The 16,091-nt window shown below is 72.0% G+C and carries 18 protein-coding genes; 9 read left to right on the top strand and 9 right to left on the bottom strand.

The window, feature by feature from the left end:
- Positions 1–58: 58 nt before the first annotated feature.
- Positions 59–1,975: a 1-deoxy-D-xylulose-5-phosphate synthase gene (dxs, locus tag AB0F52_RS35855; protein WP_360180710.1), complete on the bottom strand. Its 1,917-nt coding sequence runs from the start codon at positions 1,973–1,975 to the stop codon at positions 59–61.
- A 175-nt stretch (positions 1,976–2,150) separates the two neighbouring features.
- Between dxs and AB0F52_RS35850 the strand changes: the two genes are divergently transcribed.
- The 4 genes from AB0F52_RS35850 (at position 2,151) to AB0F52_RS35835 (ending at position 5,140) form a co-directional block, all read left to right on the top strand.
- On the top strand, positions 2,151–3,620 hold the full coding sequence (locus AB0F52_RS35850; RefSeq protein WP_360180600.1) for an aldehyde dehydrogenase family protein: 1,470 nt from the start codon (positions 2,151–2,153) through the stop codon (positions 3,618–3,620).
- A gap of 44 nt (positions 3,621–3,664) precedes the next feature.
- Entirely contained in the window at positions 3,665–4,102 is a 438-nt protein-coding gene (locus AB0F52_RS35845; protein ID WP_360180598.1) for a hypothetical protein, read from the top strand.
- A 115-nt stretch (positions 4,103–4,217) separates the two neighbouring features.
- Entirely contained in the window at positions 4,218–4,697 is a 480-nt protein-coding gene (locus tag AB0F52_RS35840; RefSeq protein ID WP_360180596.1) for a MarR family transcriptional regulator, read from the top strand.
- A 2-nt stretch (positions 4,698–4,699) separates the two neighbouring features.
- A complete protein-coding gene (locus tag AB0F52_RS35835; RefSeq protein WP_360180594.1) occupies positions 4,700–5,140 on the top strand; it encodes a hypothetical protein in 441 nt (146 codons plus the stop codon).
- Here the strand turns inward: AB0F52_RS35835 and AB0F52_RS35830 are convergent.
- The 3 genes from AB0F52_RS35830 to AB0F52_RS35820 all read right to left on the bottom strand — a co-directional run bounded on the left by AB0F52_RS35830 (position 5,137) and on the right by AB0F52_RS35820 (position 8,979).
- Positions 5,137–5,700, bottom strand: a complete 564-nt coding sequence (locus tag AB0F52_RS35830) for a TIGR03086 family metal-binding protein (RefSeq protein WP_360180592.1) — start codon at positions 5,698–5,700, stop codon at positions 5,137–5,139. The two genes, AB0F52_RS35835 and AB0F52_RS35830, sit on opposite strands and share 4 nt — an antisense overlap.
- Before the next feature lie 61 nt (positions 5,701–5,761).
- On the bottom strand, positions 5,762–6,949 hold the full coding sequence (locus AB0F52_RS35825; RefSeq protein ID WP_360180590.1) for a TRAM domain-containing protein: 1,188 nt from the start codon (positions 6,947–6,949) through the stop codon (positions 5,762–5,764).
- Positions 6,946–8,979 (bottom strand): APC family permease, encoded by a 2,034-nt coding sequence (locus tag AB0F52_RS35820; RefSeq protein ID WP_360180588.1) that lies wholly within the window; start codon positions 8,977–8,979, stop codon positions 6,946–6,948. The genes AB0F52_RS35825 and AB0F52_RS35820 overlap by 4 nt, the downstream gene beginning before the upstream one ends.
- A 53-nt stretch (positions 8,980–9,032) precedes the next feature.
- Between AB0F52_RS35820 and AB0F52_RS35815 the strand changes: the two genes are divergently transcribed.
- Positions 9,033–9,737, top strand: a complete 705-nt coding sequence (locus tag AB0F52_RS35815) for a TrkA family potassium uptake protein (protein ID WP_360180586.1) — start codon at positions 9,033–9,035, stop codon at positions 9,735–9,737.
- On the top strand, positions 9,734–10,390 hold the full coding sequence (locus tag AB0F52_RS35810) for a TrkA family potassium uptake protein (RefSeq protein ID WP_003067924.1): 657 nt from the start codon (positions 9,734–9,736) through the stop codon (positions 10,388–10,390). The genes AB0F52_RS35815 and AB0F52_RS35810 overlap by 4 nt, the downstream gene beginning before the upstream one ends.
- Before the next feature lie 200 nt (positions 10,391–10,590).
- Here the strand turns inward: AB0F52_RS35810 and AB0F52_RS35805 are convergent, their stop codons facing one another.
- Both AB0F52_RS35805 and AB0F52_RS35800 read right to left on the bottom strand, forming a co-directional pair.
- Positions 10,591–11,310, bottom strand: a complete 720-nt coding sequence (locus AB0F52_RS35805) for a DUF3159 domain-containing protein (RefSeq protein ID WP_360180584.1) — start codon at positions 11,308–11,310, stop codon at positions 10,591–10,593.
- A gap of 9 nt (positions 11,311–11,319) precedes the next feature.
- A complete protein-coding gene (locus tag AB0F52_RS35800) occupies positions 11,320–11,700 on the bottom strand; it encodes an OB-fold nucleic acid binding domain-containing protein (protein ID WP_003074944.1) in 381 nt (126 codons plus the stop codon).
- Positions 11,701–11,837: 137 nt separating this feature from the next.
- Here AB0F52_RS35800 and AB0F52_RS35795 point away from each other — a divergent pair, with 137 nt between their 5' ends.
- Positions 11,838–12,521 (top strand): alpha/beta hydrolase, encoded by a 684-nt coding sequence (locus tag AB0F52_RS35795; protein ID WP_360180708.1) that lies wholly within the window; start codon positions 11,838–11,840, stop codon positions 12,519–12,521.
- 47 nt (positions 12,522–12,568) lie between these two features.
- Here the strand turns inward: AB0F52_RS35795 and AB0F52_RS35790 are convergent, their stop codons facing one another.
- Complete coding sequence (locus AB0F52_RS35790; protein WP_360180582.1) at positions 12,569–13,237, bottom strand: DUF3710 domain-containing protein; 669 nt, start codon at positions 13,235–13,237, stop codon at positions 12,569–12,571.
- Positions 13,237–13,740, bottom strand: coding sequence for a dUTP diphosphatase (dut, locus tag AB0F52_RS35785; protein ID WP_360180580.1), 504 nt, complete (start codon positions 13,738–13,740; stop codon positions 13,237–13,239). The genes AB0F52_RS35790 and dut overlap by 1 nt, the downstream gene beginning before the upstream one ends.
- A gap of 24 nt (positions 13,741–13,764) precedes the next feature.
- Between dut and AB0F52_RS35780 the strand changes: the two genes are divergently transcribed.
- Positions 13,765–14,247, top strand: coding sequence for a DUF3093 domain-containing protein (locus tag AB0F52_RS35780; RefSeq protein ID WP_360180578.1), 483 nt, complete (start codon positions 13,765–13,767; stop codon positions 14,245–14,247).
- Positions 14,248–14,405: 158 nt separating this feature from the next.
- Here AB0F52_RS35780 and AB0F52_RS35775 read toward each other — a convergent pair whose 3' ends face one another.
- The gene (locus AB0F52_RS35775; RefSeq protein WP_013224476.1) at positions 14,406–14,714 is read right to left on the bottom strand and encodes a DUF4193 domain-containing protein; all 309 of its coding nucleotides are present in this window, start codon (positions 14,712–14,714) and stop codon (positions 14,406–14,408) included.
- Between the two features lie 513 nt (positions 14,715–15,227).
- On the opposite strand from AB0F52_RS35775, the gene cei reads away from it, so the two are divergent.
- Positions 15,228–15,911: an envelope integrity protein Cei gene (cei, locus tag AB0F52_RS35770; RefSeq protein ID WP_360180576.1), complete on the top strand. Its 684-nt coding sequence runs from the start codon at positions 15,228–15,230 to the stop codon at positions 15,909–15,911.
- Positions 15,912–16,091 lie beyond the last annotated feature (180 nt).

The following is a 16,091-nucleotide window of genomic DNA, read 5'->3' as shown; positions in this document are numbered from 1 at the left end:
GATCTGGCGGCGCAGCACCCCGGCCCAAGGACATCTTTCCACCCGGGCCAAAACCCGCTCAGCTCCGATTGGCATCCTTACGCCGCACCGGCTCATCCGAAGAACCCAGCCGCCCCGAGGCCCACTCGGTAACCCGCCGGGCAACATCCTGAGCAGTCAGCCCGATGCGCCCCAGAACCTCGTCCCGGCTCCCAAGATCATGGAAAGCCTGCGGCACAGCCAAATCCCGCAAGGGAACATCACACTCGGCATCCCGGAACATCGCGGCCAAAGCCGACCCGAACCCCCCATGCCGCCCACTGTCTTCCACCGTCACGACCAGCTTGTGCTGCGAAGCCAACGCAACCAGCTCCGCCGGAACCGGAAGCACCCACCGCGGGTCCACGACGGTCACCCCGATCCCCTGATCGGCAAGCCGATCCGCAGCCGCCAACCCGAGGGTGGCAAAGGCCCCGACCGTCACCAGCAGCACGTCCGCTCCCTCGGCCGGGCGGCGCAGCACGTCGACCGTGCCGATCCGCTCCACCGCCGTCACGTCCGTGCCGACCTTCCCCTTCGAGAACCGCAGCGCAGTCGGCCCGTCGGCGACCGCGACCGCCTCACGCAGCTCCTCCCGCAGCGTCCCCGGGTCACGCGGCGCAGCCACCCGCATCCCCGGGACCATGCCGAGCAGCGAGAGGTCCCACATGCCGTGGTGACTCGGCCCGTCCGGCCCGGTGATCCCGGCCCGGTCCAGCACCAGCGTCACCGGCAGGCGGTGCAGCGCCACGTCCATCAGCACCTGGTCGAACGCGCGGTTCAGGAACGTCGAGTAGATCGCGACGACCGGGTGCAGCCCGCCCATGGCCAGCCCCGCCGCCGAGGTGACGGCGTGCTGCTCGGCGATGCCGACGTCGTACCACCGGTCCGGGAACGCCTCGGCGAACTTGTCCAGCCCGGTGGAACGCAGCATCGCCGCGGTGATGGCGACAACGTCCTCACGCTCGGCGCCGATCGCCGCCAGCTCGGAGCCGAACACGCCGGTCCAGCTCGGGCCCTTCACCGGCGGCAGGCCGGTCTCCGGGTCGATCGGGTCGGTCTGGTGCATCTGGTCGTGCTCGTTGTTGACCGCCGGTGCGTAGCCGTGACCCTTTTCGGTGACCACGTGCACGATCACGGCGCCGCCGAAGGAGCGCGCGCTGTACAGGGCCTTCTCCAGCGCCACCTGGTCGTGGCCGTCGACCGGGCCGAGGTACTTGAGGCCCAGGTCGGAGAACATCGCCTGCGGGCTCAGGGCGTCCTTCAGGCCGGCCTTCGCGGCGTGCAGCGCGGCGTAGATCGGCCGGCCGACGACCGGGGTGTGCTTGAGGATCTCGCGGCCGCCGTCCAGGAGCCGCTCGTAGCCGGGCTGCAGGCGCAGCGCCGCGAGGTGGTCGGCCAGGCCGCCGATGGTCGGCGAGTAGGAGCGGCCGTTGTCGTTGATCACGATGACGACCGGGCGGTCCTTGTGCGCGGCGATGTTGTTGAGCGCCTCCCAGCACATGCCGCCGGTGAGCGCGCCGTCGCCGACGACGGCGATCGCGTGCCGGCCGCCGCCGGCCAGCTCGAACGCCTTCGCCAGGCCGTCCACATAGGACAGGCCGGACGACGCGTGGCTGCTTTCCACCCAGTCGTGTTCACTCTCCGCGCGCGACGGGTAACCGGTGACCCCGCCGGTCTGGCGCAGCAGGTCGAACCCGGCCGCGCGGCCGGTGACGAGCTTGTGGACGTACGCCTGGTGACCGACGTCCCACACGATCGCGTCGCGCGGCGAGTCGAACACCCGGTGCAGCGCCAGGGTCAGCTCGACGACGCCGAGGTTCGGGCCCAGGTGGCCACCCGCCCGGCGCACCTTGTCGACGAGGAAGTCCCGGATCTCGGCGGCCAGTTCGCCGAGGTCCTCGACACTCATGCGCTTCAGGTCCGCCGGCCCGCTCAGGGACTCCAGCATCGTCACTCGTCTCCACCTCACTCGCTCGGTTCCGGCCAGTCTACGGAGACCCGCCAGGGCGGGACCGCAGGCCGCGTCGGGCGTCACAACCGGAGCGCGACCGCCGGTCAGCACCCGGGGTGAACCTCGTCTCCTCGCGTCGCTGTGGCGGTCACGCGGCGTGGCCACGAGAATGGATCGCATGGCGGATTTCTTCATCGGCGGCGAATGGGTGGACGCGGTGGACGGCGGCCGGCGGGAGATCCGCTGCCCGGCCGACGGCTCCCTGGTCGCGACGGTCGCCGAGGGCACCGCCAAGGACACCGAGGCCGCCATCGCGGCCGCGCGCCGGGCCTTGGACAGCGGTCCGTGGCCCGGCACCCCCGCCCACCTGCGCGGTGACCTGCTGCTGCGGGCGGCGGACCTGCTGGACCGCGACGCGGAGGCGTTCGCCCGCGCCGAGTCGCTCGACACGGGCAAGCGCCTGGTCGAGAGCCGGTACGACATGGCCGACATCGCCGCCTGCCTGCGCTACTTCGGCAAGCTCGCGGCGCAGGACGCCGGGCGCGTCGTCGACACCGGCAGCCCGGACGCGATCAGCCGGATCGTGCACGAGCCGGTCGGCGTCTGCGGGCTGATCACGCCGTGGAACTACCCGCTGCTGCAGACCGTGTGGAAGATCGCACCGGCGCTGGCCGCGGGCAACACGTTCGTGCTCAAGCCGAGCGAGCTCACCCCGCACACGGCGCTCCTGTTCCTCAAGCTGCTCACCGAGGCCGGCCTCCCACCGGGCGTGGGCAACCTGGTGCTGGGCGCGGGCGCCGAGGCCGGCGCGCCCCTGGCGTCCCATCCGGACGTCGACCTCGTGTCGTTCACCGGCGGTCTGGCGACCGGTCGCGTCATCGCCGCCGCGGCCGCCGGGACCGTCAAGAAAGTGGCCCTGGAGCTGGGCGGCAAGAACCCGAACGTGGTGTTCGCCGACGCCGACTTCGAGACCGCGGTCGACTACGCGCTGACGGCGGTGTTCCTGCACTCCGGCCAGGTGTGCTCGGCGGGCGCCCGGCTGATCGTGCAGCGCGAGTGGCACGACGAGTTCGTCGGCGAGCTGGTGCGCCGGGCCGAGCGGATCCGCCTGGGCGGCCCGTTCGACTCGCAGGCGGAGACCGGCCCGCTGATCTCGGCGGCGCACCGGGCGAAGGTCGAGGCGTACGTGGCGGCCGCGCTGGCCGAGGGCGCGGTGCTGCGCACGGGCGGCCGCCGTCCGGACGACCCGGCCCTGGCCGACGGCTTCTACTACCTCCCGACCATCCTCGACCAGGTGAAACAGGGCTCGTCGGCGGTGGTCGACGAGTCGTTCGGCCCGGTGCTGACGGTCGAGACGTTCACCGACGAGGACGACGCGGTCCGCATCGCCAACGACACCCACTACGGCCTGGCCGGCGCGGTGTTCACGAACGACGCTTCGCGGGCGCAGCGGGTGGCGGGGCGGCTGCGCCACGGGACGGTGTGGATCAACGACTTCCACCCGTACCTGCCCCAGGCCGAGTGGGGCGGCTACAAGCAGTCCGGCTTCGGCCGCGAGCTGGGCCCGACGGGGCTGGCCGAGTACACCGAGGTCAAGCACATCTACCAGAACCTCCGGCCGGCACCGCAACGCTGGTTCTCGGGCTGAAACCCGCCTTATGCTGCGTCTACGCCGACGCAGGGGAGGCCGGAGTGGACCAGCAGCGACCACGGAAGCGGCTCCGGGGCCCGCGGGCCGTCCTGGTGGGGGCGGCGGGCCTGGGCGTGATCGCCGGGCTCACCCTGCGGACGGCCGAGTACCCGGGCCTGCTGCCGCCCGGAACCCCGGACCCCGAGCTGGACCTGGGCCTGCGGCTGGTGTGCGCGGCGGCGGTGCTGATCGCGGTGACGCTGGCGTACCTGACGTTCGCCCGCCACCAGGACGAGCCCCTGGCCATGGCGTGCCTGCCGGGGCTGGTGGTGACCGGCGTGATCCTGCGGCACCTGGTGGTGACGCTGCCGGGAGTGACACGCCTCCAGCCGACGGCCCGGGTGGTCCCGGGAGCCGGGGCATGGGTACTGCTGGTGTCGGGCGTGGCGATGACGGCGACCGGTCTCGCGGCGGCGTTCGCGGTGCGCCGGGCAGGTTGAGGTCCCCGGCCGCGCCCGTGGCCCGAGCGGCCGACGCGACCACCCGCTCGGGTACGCCCCTGTCCGCCCATCCCATCGCCGCCGTGCGAGCTCGCATTCGAGGTAAACTCGTTTCATGCCGCAACGAAATGAATCCGCCGAACTCGCGCGAGCTGTCATGGAGCTCATCGATCAGGGACATCGGCGGATCTCGCGGCGCGTGGACCTGACCCGGCTCCGTGTGCTCGGTCTGCTCGCCGCCCACGGGCCGCTGCGGCCGCGGGACATCGCCGGCACGCTCGGCCTCACCGCCTCCGCCACCAGCCGGCACCTCACCGCTCTCGAGCGGGAAGGAGCCATCGCCGTCGCGGCCGATCCGGATGACTCGCGCACCTTCCTCGCCGACGTCACCGCGGACGGCCGCGCCGGGATCGAGACCGCCGTCGAAGCCGGTGCCGCCGTCTTCGCGCGGGTCATCGCCGACTGGCCGGACGAAGACGTCGCCGCCGCGCGCATCCTCGTCACCCGCCTGAACGAAGCCTGGGCGCGGCACGGCGACAGCGCCGGCCCACCCGCCGTCCCGCGCTGGCAGCGGGCTCGCCACAAGGACGCTTGACCGTGGCGCCGCGGAGCCTGCCGAAGCCCGTCCAGTCCGCCCGGGCGCTGCTGGCCCTCGTCGGCCTCGGCCACCTCGTCGTCCCGGTCGTCATGGGGGCGCGCGAAGACACACTGCGCGACCAGATCGCCGCTCAGCAGCCGGACTTCGACACCGCCGAAGCCGCGCGCTCAGCCGACATCGCCGTGCTGTCGGGCGCCGTCTTCCACGGCCTCCTGCTCGTGCTCTGCCTCCTCCTCGTCGCCAAGCTCGCCACGGGCCGGCCGTGGACGCGCCGGCTCGCCACCGTCTCCCAGCTGCTGTCCGTGGTCTTCGGCTTCTTCTCCTGGTCGTCCTCGCCGATGTTCCACGCCGTGATCCCGGTGGCCGCCGCCGCGCAGCTCGCCGTCGTCGGCCTGGTCTGGCTGCCACGGCCGTCGCGGGACTTCTTCGCCACCTCCTAGCCGTTCACCGCCTTCCGGCCCAGGAACGCCGCCAGCTCATCGGCCGCCGTCGCGTTCGGAGGTGGCGGGATCTCCGGCCCGAACGGGCCGCCCGGCTGCCGGGGCGCCGCACCGAACCGGGACCGCCACTGCGCCAGCGCCCGGGCCGCCAGCTCGGGCGCCAGGTCCGTCGGCTGCCCCGTCGCGTCCGCGATGTCCCAGCCGTGGGCGAGGTACTCGTTCACCCTCATGTGCACCAGGAACACCCCGGGCACCTCACCGAGCGGCGTCGTCACCTGCCGCGAAAACAGCCCCGGCTCGGCCAGCACCGCACGGGCCGCGGAGACCGACGCGGTGAACGCCTCGACCGGCGAGGAACCCAGGTGGTCGCCGTCCGGGGCCGGTGGGCCCGTGCCCGCCCAGAAGGCCACTTTCGCGTTGCCGTGCGCGAGGTGGTTCACCACCGCGCGCACGTCCCAGTCCGGGCACGCCGTAGGGAGCGCCCACTGGCCGGCACGAACCGCGGTGACCAGGCGGGTCACCGTCGAAGCTGCGAGGTCGAAGTCGTCGAGAGCAGTCATGGCACACAGTGTGCCGACCACCACCGACAGTTTTCGAAAACGGCGGAGCGGGAAGGCAGCGTCAGGAAAGCAGCGCCACGCACTCCACGTGGTGGGTCATCGGGAACGCGTCGAACGCCCGCAGGTCCGTCAGCGAATACCCGTGGGCCGCGAAGGTCGCCACATCGCGCGCCAGCGCCGCCGGATCGCAGGCCACGTAGACGATCCGGTCCGGCGCACCCGCCACGATGGACTCCACGACCGCCTTGCCCGCGCCCTTGCGCGGCGGGTCCAGGACCACCACGTCGACCGGCGTGGCCGCCGACGCCAGCACGTGCTCGACGCGCCCGGCCTGCCACGAAACCTGGGGCAGGTCCTCGAGGTTGCGCTCGCCGTCGGCGACCGCGCGCCGGCCGGACTCGACCGCCAGCACCCGGCCCGACGTCCCGACCTGGGCCGCCAGCACCGACGCGAACAGCCCGACCCCGGCGTAGAGGTCCCAGGCGGAGCCGCCCACCGGCGCCTCCGCCCACTCCGCCACGACCGCGGCCAGCGTCGACGCCGCCGCCGGGTGGACCTGCCAGAAACCGTGCGCGTCCAAGCGCCAGTCGCGGCCCGCCGCGTGCTGGACCGCGACCCCGCCGGTCAGCTGCCGCGCCCGGACCTTCCCGCGCACCGTCGACAGCTCGCGGACGTGCACCCCGCCGTCACCGTCCTGGGTGACCTCCAGCTCGCTGCCCGGCCGCCAGCGCCGCGCCAGGACGTCGTCGAGCTCGCCCGGGACGGCGATCGGGCAGTCGTCCAGGGCCACCACCCGGTGGCTGTGGTGGGCGCGCAGCCCGGCGCGGCCGTCGTGCCCGGCGACCAGCCGGACGCGGCTGCGCCAGTCCAGGGGCCCGCCGTCGAGCGCCTCGACGACGACTTCACGTTCGATGCCCGCCAGCCGCTGCAGCTGTTCCGCCACCACCGCCGCCTTCAGCGACCGCTGGTGGGCGGGGTCGGCGTGCTGCCAGTCGCAGCCGCCGCAGCCGCCCGGCACGGCCAGCGGGCACGGCGGCGTGACCCGGTGCGGGGACGGGGTGAGCACCTCGACGGCGTCCCCGCGGCAGAACGAGCCGCCGTTGTCCTCGGTGACCTCGACGCGGACCTGTTCGCCCGGCAGCGCGTGCCGGACGAACACGACCCGCCCTTCCGCGCGGGCGACGCAGTGGCCGCCGTGCGCGACCGCGCCGACCTCGACCTCGAGGACGCGGCCCAGCCAGCTGGTCATTCGGCAGGCTCCTTGGGCTTCGGGGCCACGACCGGCTTCCCGTTGGGTGAGAAGCCGCGGCGGACGTCGCCCGCGGCCGGGCGCTCGTTCCGGACCCGCGCGGCCGCCTTGGCCGACGACTCCAGCTGCCACGGCACGCTCGCCACGATCACGCCGGACTGGAACAGCAGCCGGCCCTTGAGCCGCAGCGCGCTCTGGTTGTGCAGCACCTGTTCCCACCAGTGCCCGACCACGTACTCCGGGATGAACACGGTGACCACGTTGCGCGGATTGTCCCCGCGCACGCGCTTCACGTAGTCGAGAACGGGCTTCGTGATCTCGCGGTAGGGCGATTCGACGACCTTCAGCGGCACCTTGAAGTTGTGCGCGTCCCACTCGGCGGTCAACCGGCGGGTGTCCGCATCGTCCACATTGACCGTCACGGCTTCGAGCACGTCCGGGCGCATCGCCTTGGCGTAGGCCAGCGCGCGCAGCGTCGGCCGGTGCAATTTGGACACCAGCACGATGGCGTGGTTGCGCGAGGGCAGCACGGTCGGGGTGTCGCCGAGATCCTTCAGCTCGTCGGCGACGCGGTCGTAGTGCCGCCGGATCGCCGTCATCAGCACGTAGATGGCCACCATCGCGGCGATCGCGATCCACGCGCCGAGCAGGAACTTGGTGATGAGCACGATCACCAGGACGGTCGCGGTCATGGTCAGGCCGATGGCGTTGACCGTCTGCGAACGCCGCATCCGCCGCCGCGCGCCCGCGTCGGTTTCCTTGGCCAGCAACCGGTTCCAGTGCCGGATCATGCCCGCCTGGCTCACCGTGAACGACACGAACACGCCCACGATGTAGAGCTGGATGAGCCGGGTCACCTCGGCGTCGAACGCGATGATCAGCACCAGCGCGAAGGCGGACAGGAACAGGATGCCGTTGGAGAACGCCAGCCGGTCGCCGCGGGTGTGCAGCTGCCGCGGCAGGTAGCGGTCCTGCGCGAGGATCGAGCCCAGCACCGGGAAGCCGTTGAACGCGGTGTTCGCGGCGAGCAGCAGGATGATGCCGGTGGAGAAGGAGATGTAGTAGAACGCCGGCGGGAAGTCGGCGAACACCGCGTGCGCGATCTGCGCCACGATCGTCTTCTGCTCGTAGCCGGCCGGCGCGCCCTCGAGCTGCCGCGCCGGGTCCTCGGCGAACTTGACGTCGGTGATCGTGGCCAGGGTGATGATGCCGACCAGCATGGTGACCGCGAGCACGCCCATCATCAGCAGCGTGGTGGCCGCGTTCTTCGACTTCGGCTTCTGGAACGCCGGGACGCCGTTGCTGATCGCCTCCACCCCGGTCAGCGCCGCCGCGCCGGAGGAGAACGCCCGCAGCACCAGGAACGCGTACCCGACGCCCGCGAAAGTGCCTTCGGCGGTCAGGGTGAACCCGGCGCTCTCGGCCTTCACCTCGGTGCCGGTGGCCGCCTGGACCAGGCCCCACACGACCATGACCATGATGCCGATGATGAACCCGTACGTCGGGATCGCGAAGGCCTTCCCCGACTCGCGGATGCCGCGCAGGTTCAGCGACGTCAGCACCACGACGATGACGATCGACGCGAGCACCTTGTGCTGGGCGACCCACGGGACGGCCGAGCCGATGTTGGCCACACCGGACGAAGTGGACACCGCGACCGTCAGCACGTAGTCGACCAGCAGGGCGCTGGCCACCGTCAGGCCGAACCGGCCGCCCAGGTTCGTGTTGGCGACCTCGTAGTCACCGCCCCCGCTCGGGTAGGCGTGCACGTTCTGCCGGTAGGAAGCGACGACGACCAGCATGACCAGGGCGACCATGATGCCGATCCACGGCGCGAGCGCGTACGCGGACAGCCCGGCGACACTGAGGGTCAGGAAGATCTCTTCCGGGGCGTAGGCGACGCTCGAGAGCGCGTCCGACGCGAAGATCGGCAGCGCGATGCGCTTGGGCAGGAGCGTGTGAGCGAGCCTGTCACTGCGGAACGGACGTCCGAGGACCAGGCGTTTCAGCACGGTCGGGAACTTCGACACCACGAAAGCCTAACGGCACCCGGGCACGGTAGGTTCGGCGCTGGTAGGTAGGGGTGGCAACGGACGGGAAACCGCCGAGGAGGAGGCAGGGCGTGCACGTGGTGATCATGGGGTGCGGCCGGGTCGGCGCGTCCCTGGCCGCTGCGCTGGAGCGGCTCGGCCACGAGGTGGCCGTCATCGACAAGAACCAGCAGGCGTTCCGCCGGCTCGGCAGCGACTTCCACGGCCAGCAGGTCGTCGGGGTCGGCTTCGACCGCCGGGTGCTGATCGAAGCCGGCATCGAGCGGGCCGGCGCGTTCGCGGCGGTGTCCAGCGGCGACAACTCGAACATCATCTCGGCCAGGGTCGCGCGCGAGAACTTCGGCGTCGAGCACGTCGTCGCGCGCATCTACGACCACAAGCGCGCGGCCGCGTACGAGCGGCTGGGCATCCCGACGGTCGCGACCGTGCCGTGGACGACCGACCGGTTCCTGCGCAGCCTGCTGCCGGACGGCGTCGCGTCGGCGTGGCGGGACCCGTCGGGCAACGTCGCGCTGCTGCAGCTGCCGCTGCACGAGGGCTGGGTCGGGCACTCCGTCCGGTCCCTGCAGCAGGCGAGCGGCGCGCGGGTGGCGTTCATCATGCGGATGGGCACCGCCGTGCTGCCGGACACCAAGACGGTGCTGCAGGCCGACGACGTCGTGTGGGTGGCCGCGCGCTCCGGCACCGTCACCGACGTCACCAGTGTGGCCAACCGCGAACCGGAGGACGAGGCATGAGGGTCGCGATTGCCGGCGCCGGGGCGGTCGGCCGCTCCATCGCCGCCGAGCTGATCGACGGCAGGCACCAGGTGATGCTGATCGAGCGCGAGGCCGACCAGTTCGAGCCGCACGCGGTCGAGCAGGCCGACTGGGTGCTCGGCGACGCCTGCGAGGTGTCGATCCTGGAGGAGTCCGGGATCGAGCAGTGCGACGTCGTCATCGCCGCGACCGGCGACGACAAGGCGAACCTGGTGGTGTCCCTGCTGGCCAAGACGGAGTTCGCGGTGCGGCGCGTGGTGGCCCGGGTGAACAACCCGGCCAACGAGTGGCTGTTCACCGACGCCTGGGGCGTCGACGTCGCGGTCTCGACCCCCCGCATGCTGGCGGCGATGGTCGAGGAGGCGGTCAGCGTCGGCGACCTGGTGCGGCTGATGACGTTCCGCCAGAGCAACGCGAACCTGGTCGAGCTGACGCTGCCGGCGGAGACCCCGCTGGCCGGGAAGCCGGTGAGCGAGCTGACGCTGCCCCGGGACGCGGCCCTGGTGACGATCCTGCGGGGCGACCGGGTGATCGTGCCGCAGCCGGAGGACCCACTGGAGCCGGGCGACGAGCTCCTGTTCGTGGCGACCGCGGACGTCGAGCCGGAGATCCGGACGGCGCTGGGCTACTGAGTCTCACGAAGGGGCCCCCGGGGGAGCTTGCCCGGGGGCCCCTTCGTGTCCGGCTGGTGCCGCGAATGACTCATTCGGGACCTACGACGCCGCGAATGAGTCATTCGCGGCGCACGGCGCCCGGAACTGTCGGTGCCCTCCGGTAGCGTGGAAAACGGGGGGCGCCCCTACGCGCGCGGGTTGTTCAGCGCGCGGGTTGTTCAGGCTTCCGGAGTCGCGTACTTCTCGCGCAGCCGGGCTTCGACCTCCGCGTCGGTCTCCGGTGCCGGCTCCTCCTCGGCCATCGCCTTCAGGCGCTTGTCCGAACGCCGGACCGCCCACACGACCACCAGCAGGCCCAGCGCGTACAGCGGGTAGCCCATCGCGATCTTCGCGAAGGCCAGCCAGCCGGTGTAGTCCTCCTGGTAGAGCCACCGCTGCACCACAAACCGGGCGGCGAAGATCGCCGCCATGGCCAGGGTGGCGACGTCGTAGCCGTAGCGGGAGGGCTTGTCCTTGCGCCAGGCCTGGCCGGTGCCGTTGAGCAGGTTCCAGACCACGCCCGCGATGGGCCAGCGCACCACCACCGACAGCACGAAGATGCCGCAGTAGATCAAGCTCGCGTAGATCCCGAACAGGAAGAAACCCTTCGCCGACCCCGTGCGGTAGGCGATGAACGCCGCGATCGCGACGCCGAAGAAGCCCGAGATCGCCGGCTGCAGCGGCTCCTTGCGGACCAGCCGCAGCACCGTGATGGCCACGGCACTGCCGATCGAGGTCCAGATGGCCGCGGTCAGGCCGAAGAACGAGTTCGCCAGCACGAAGACGATCACCGGCACCGACGAGTAGATCAGGCCGGACACGCCGCCCATCTGCTCGAGCAGGGTCGGCTGCGGCTCGTCCTCGTCGGTCTTCTTCTCGCTCGGGGCGGGTTCAGTCACGATGGGTGATCAACTCACTGGGCTCTGGAGCTCGTAATAGGGGTTGTACAGCACCTTCTGGCCGTCACGCTCGGCCATCCGACCACGCACCTTGATCGTCCGGCCAGGCTCGATGCCCGGGATCCGGCGGCGGCCGAGCCAGATTAGCGTCACGCCCTGTGTCCCGTCGAACAGCTCGGCCTCCAGCGTGGCGGCCTCGTTGGTCGGGCAGAGCTCGACACTGCGGAGCCGCCCCATCACGGTGACCTCTTCGCCGGAGCGGCAGTCACAGGCCCGCTGCGCGCCTTCGGCGCCGGACCTCATCGACATTTCGTCGGCGTCGAGATCCTCGACGTCGCTGGTCAGCTTGCGTACCAACCGGCTGAAGTAGCCGCCGTCTTTGGCGGACATAGGTGCTCCTGTGCTCCGGGGCCCGGCGACAAATTTGCTTGCGGCCCGTGCGATTCCAGCGTACTGCGGTCCCCGCCAGGGAAACGCCTTTGCGCAAAGATCGCAACGTGACGTCCGCAATCAGAGTTCCCGCCGCGGTGCTGCTACCCGGTACCGGCTCGGACGACGTCTTCGTCCGTGCTGTCTTCGAACGGCCCCTGCGCGCCCTCGGTGTCCCGCTCATCGCGCCACCCCCGCCGCCGGGCGCGGCGCTCGCCGACGGCTACCTGGCCCTCCTGGACGCGCTGGCGGACGAACACGGCGAACTGCTCGTAGGCGGCATTTCGTTCGGCGCGCACCTCGCCGCGGAGTGGGCCGTGGCGAATCCGGGCCGTTGCGGGGGCCTGCTGGCCGCGCTCCCGGCCTGGAACGGCCTCCCGGACCCGGCACCCGCATCGCTGGCCGCGACGCTGACGGCGGATCTGGTGGCCGGTTCCGGCGTCGGCGCGGCACTCGCGCAGACCGAGGGCAGCCCGGCCTGGCTGCGGGCGGAGCTGGACCGGGCGTGGCGGCGGCACGGCGACGGGCTGGCCGGCAGCCTGCGCGTCGCGGCGGGCCGGGCGGCGCCGACCTTGGCCGAGCTGGCGGCGCTGCCCGTCCCGGCCGGGATCGGCACGTGCACCGACGACCCGATCCACCCGACGAAAGTCGCGGCGGAGTGGGCGGGCGCGCTCCCCCGCGCGGCCCTCGGCGAGACGACGCTCACGGCCTTGGGCGCGGACCGCGAGTCACTCGGCCGGGCGACCGTCCTCGCCTTCCTCCGGGCCCTGCGAAAGCCGTGAAGGTCACCCTGGGGGACCCAAGGTGACCTTCACGGACCTCCGGTGGCTCAGCCTTGCTGCTGCTGGGCCGCGATGTGCTCGGCGACCGCCTCGGGCAGCGTGATGGTCAGCGGGGTCCGGACCGGCATGGGCGCGTCGCCGCGGTCGACGATGGTCCGCCGGACGATCTCGCGCAGCACCTCGACGGCCCCCGCGGCCTCCGACTGCGGCCCGGCGATGACGCCGCGCAGCATCCAGCGGGGCCGGTCGACGCCGACGAAGCGCAGCGCGACGTCGCCGATGATGGCCGAAATCTCCAGGCCCCAGAGGCCGCGGCCGATGGTGACCTTGGCGCCGTCGGCCCGCAGCTGGTCGGCCAGCTCGGTGCTGACCTCCCGCCACAGCCCGCCGGAGCGCGGCGCGGCGTACGCGCTGACCGTGATCTGGCCCTGCTCGGTGACGACGTGCACGGCGCGCACGCCCCCGGCTTCCGGGTCCATCTCGACCTGGACCTGGGAACCGTCGGGCACCGGCACCTTCACCGAGCCGAGGTCGATCCGCGGGATGCCGTCGTCGTCGAAGTCGGCCACGTCGAACGGGCCGTCGGAGACGTCCGACAGCTCCGGCCCGTCCTCGTCGTCGTACGCCTCGTCCTCGAAAGTGTCGTCGGCCTCGGGCGCGGCGTGCCGTCCGGCGGACCCGCCCTCGGTCCGTCGCTTGCGTCCGAAAATCCCCACTACTTCTCCGTTCCTTCCCCCGTGGCGGCGCTCGCGGCGAGCGCCGGTGCTCCCAGTGTGGCGTGTCCACCCGTCGAGCCGTAGCCTCCGTCGCCCCGCTCGGTCGCGTCGAGCCCGTCGACCTCGACGAACTCGGCGTGCTCGACCCGCTGCACGACCAGCTGGGCGATGCGGTCGCCGCGCGTCAGCTCCAGCGGGCGCACCGGGTCGTGGTTGATCAGGCAGACCTTGATCTCGCCGCGGTAGCCCGAGTCGATCGTCCCCGGGGTGTTCACGACCGAGAGGCCGGCCCGGGCGGCCAGGCCGGACCGCGGGTGGACGAACCCCGCGTACCCGGGCGGGAGCGCGATCGCGACGCCGGTGCCGACGACACCGCGTTCCCCGGGCCCGAGGACGATATCCGAGGTGGTGACGAGATCGGCGCCCGCGTCGCCCGGTCGGGCGTAGGCGGGCAGCGGGACATCCGGATCGAGCCGGGAGAGGAGTACCTGAACGCTGGACACGGGCGGCGAGATTACTCTCTACCCGTGGGTGAATCAGCGAAGACGGCCGCGAACGCCGCCGTGCGGCACTCCGAACGGCTGTACGTCCCGTGGTGGGGCTGGCCGCTGCCGGTGCTGGGGGCGGTCCTGCTCGCCGCCGAGATCGACTTGGGGTACCCCGGGATCCGGGCGTGGCTGCCGTACGTGATCGCGTTGCCGGTGGTCGTGGCGCTGCTGCTGTCGCTGGGCCGGTCGAAGGTCCGGATCACCGGCGGTGACGAACCGGAACTGTGGGTCGGCGACGCCCACCTGCCGCGGCGGTTCGCCGGCGAGGTGGAGATCTTCGACAAGGAAGCCAAGCGCAAGGCCCTGGGACGCGACGGCGACCCGGCGGCCTACGTGCTGCACCGCGGCTGGGTCGGCCCGGTCGTCAAGGTCCGGCTGACGGACGCGGACGACCCGACGCCGTACTGGCTGTTCAGCACCCGGCACCCCGAACGCGTCGCCGAGCTGCTCAAAGGCGCCTGAACCGGCGCCACCCCCGCAAGACATGGGAAGGGGGCCGGCCTTCCGGCCGGCCCCCTTGTCCCCAGCGCGCTTCGAGCCTCTCCCTCGGGGAAGCACTGCCCTCGAGGCTCTCCGTCGCGTCTGTTCGTCCCCTGTGTCCGAGAACCCCTTCGCGCTTGTCAGGCGCAGTCGCGGCAGATCAGGCGTCCGCCGTTGTCCTCGGCCAGCCGGCTGCGGTGGTGCACCAGGAAGCACACGGAGCAGGTGAACTCGTCCGCCTGCTTCGGCACCACCTTCACGGTCATGTCCTCACCGGAAAGCCCGGAGAGGTCGGCACCCGGCAGCTCGAAGTTCTCGGCGGTCGCGTCCTCGTCGACGTCGACGACGCCGGACTGGTTCTCGTTCCGCCGGGCCTTGAGCTCCTCCAACGAGTCTTCGGCCAGCTCGTCGGCTTCGCTGCGGCGCGGAGCGTCGTAGTCGGTAGCCATGTGTCCCTCACCCCTGCGATCAGCTTGTGTAGTCGTTTTCCCGGACCCCCGGATGCGCCCGTGAGTCCGCCGTGCCGCTGGTCAACGTTCCAGGGCCCTCGTTTGTGCCCGACGGCCGAAGTGACCGAGGTCTCTTCTTTTTGCGCCTCTTCCTGCGGCCGGAGCCCGGGAAGGGTAGCTCACCGCTGTCCGGGTTCTGCAACGAGTCAGACATTGCCGGGGAATCGTCACCCGACAGGGGGAACCCGCAGGTAAGACGCGTTGTCGTCCGTTCGGGTTGCGCGGAGGTGGAGAACTTCACGCGCGGCCCGTCTGCGCTTGCCCCGGCCGGTCCCGCCGTGGTGCGATCGCCACACGGGGATCGGTCCGGCTGGGGCCCGGTACCGCAGGCAGGACACGGGAACCCACCGGGTGACCCGGGACCACGTGCGTCGGTCGCAGCGCCTAGGCTGACCGGCCTCGGCGGTGCCCGGTTTCGCACGGCCGTTTCGGTGTTCGGGAAGGGACGGGCAGGTGGCGTCGGGGAACGGCATCGGGGACCGTGGGACGCGGCCGTATCGCAAGCACAAGCCGCTGCCGGCGCTGATCGTCATCGGCGTGCTCGCCGTGGGCGCGATCGTCGTCTGGGTGCACGCCGCCATCGGCAAGGGCGACGTCGACGAGGCCGTCAAGTGCGACCCGCCGGCGAGCCCGCCGCCGGGCGTGACGTTCAGCAGCCTGCCCCACAACGCGCTCGACGACCGCGCGCCCATCCCGCCGGACAAGGTCGCCTACCGGGTCCTCAACGCCTCGGGCAGCCGCGGCCAGGGCGGCATCACCACGACGACGCTGCGCGAGCTCGGCTTCACCGGTGCCGCCGACCCGGCCAACGACCCGGCGTACGAGAACCGCGAGGCCAAGTGCCGCGGCCAGATCCGCTTCGGCGAGAACGGCGTCACCGCGGCCCGGACGATCAGCCTCGTGGTGCCGTGCGCCGAGTTCGTCCAGGACAACCGCAAGGACGCGAGCGTCGACGTGGTCACCGGCACCCTGTTCGGCGACCTCCGGCCCCGACCCGAGGCCCGCCAGATCATCACCCAGCTCGCCGACTGGTCGAAGGCCCACCAGGGCGGCGGCGGCAACGAGCAGTCCGCCGGCGCGCCGGCCCCGGTCGTCGACCAGACGCTGCTGGCCTCGGCCCGCGACGTGGCCTGCTGACCGACGTCCGGACACCGCCGAAGCCGGCCACGCCCGCTCGCGGGGGCGCCCCCCGTTTTCCACGCTACCGGAGGGCACCGACACTTTCGGTCGCCCGAAGCGGCCCCCGCTGCCCGGAGTCCGGTCGCCGAGGGTCGCGAATGACTCATTCGGGACCTCCGAGGTCCCGAATGAGTCATT

This window comes from Amycolatopsis sp. NPDC024027 (assembly GCF_040638975.1).
Taxonomy (GTDB): domain Bacteria; phylum Actinomycetota; class Actinomycetes; order Mycobacteriales; family Pseudonocardiaceae; genus Amycolatopsis.
The sequence above is the reverse complement of the archived record's forward strand: the minus strand, read 5'-3'. Positions and strand labels throughout refer to the sequence as shown.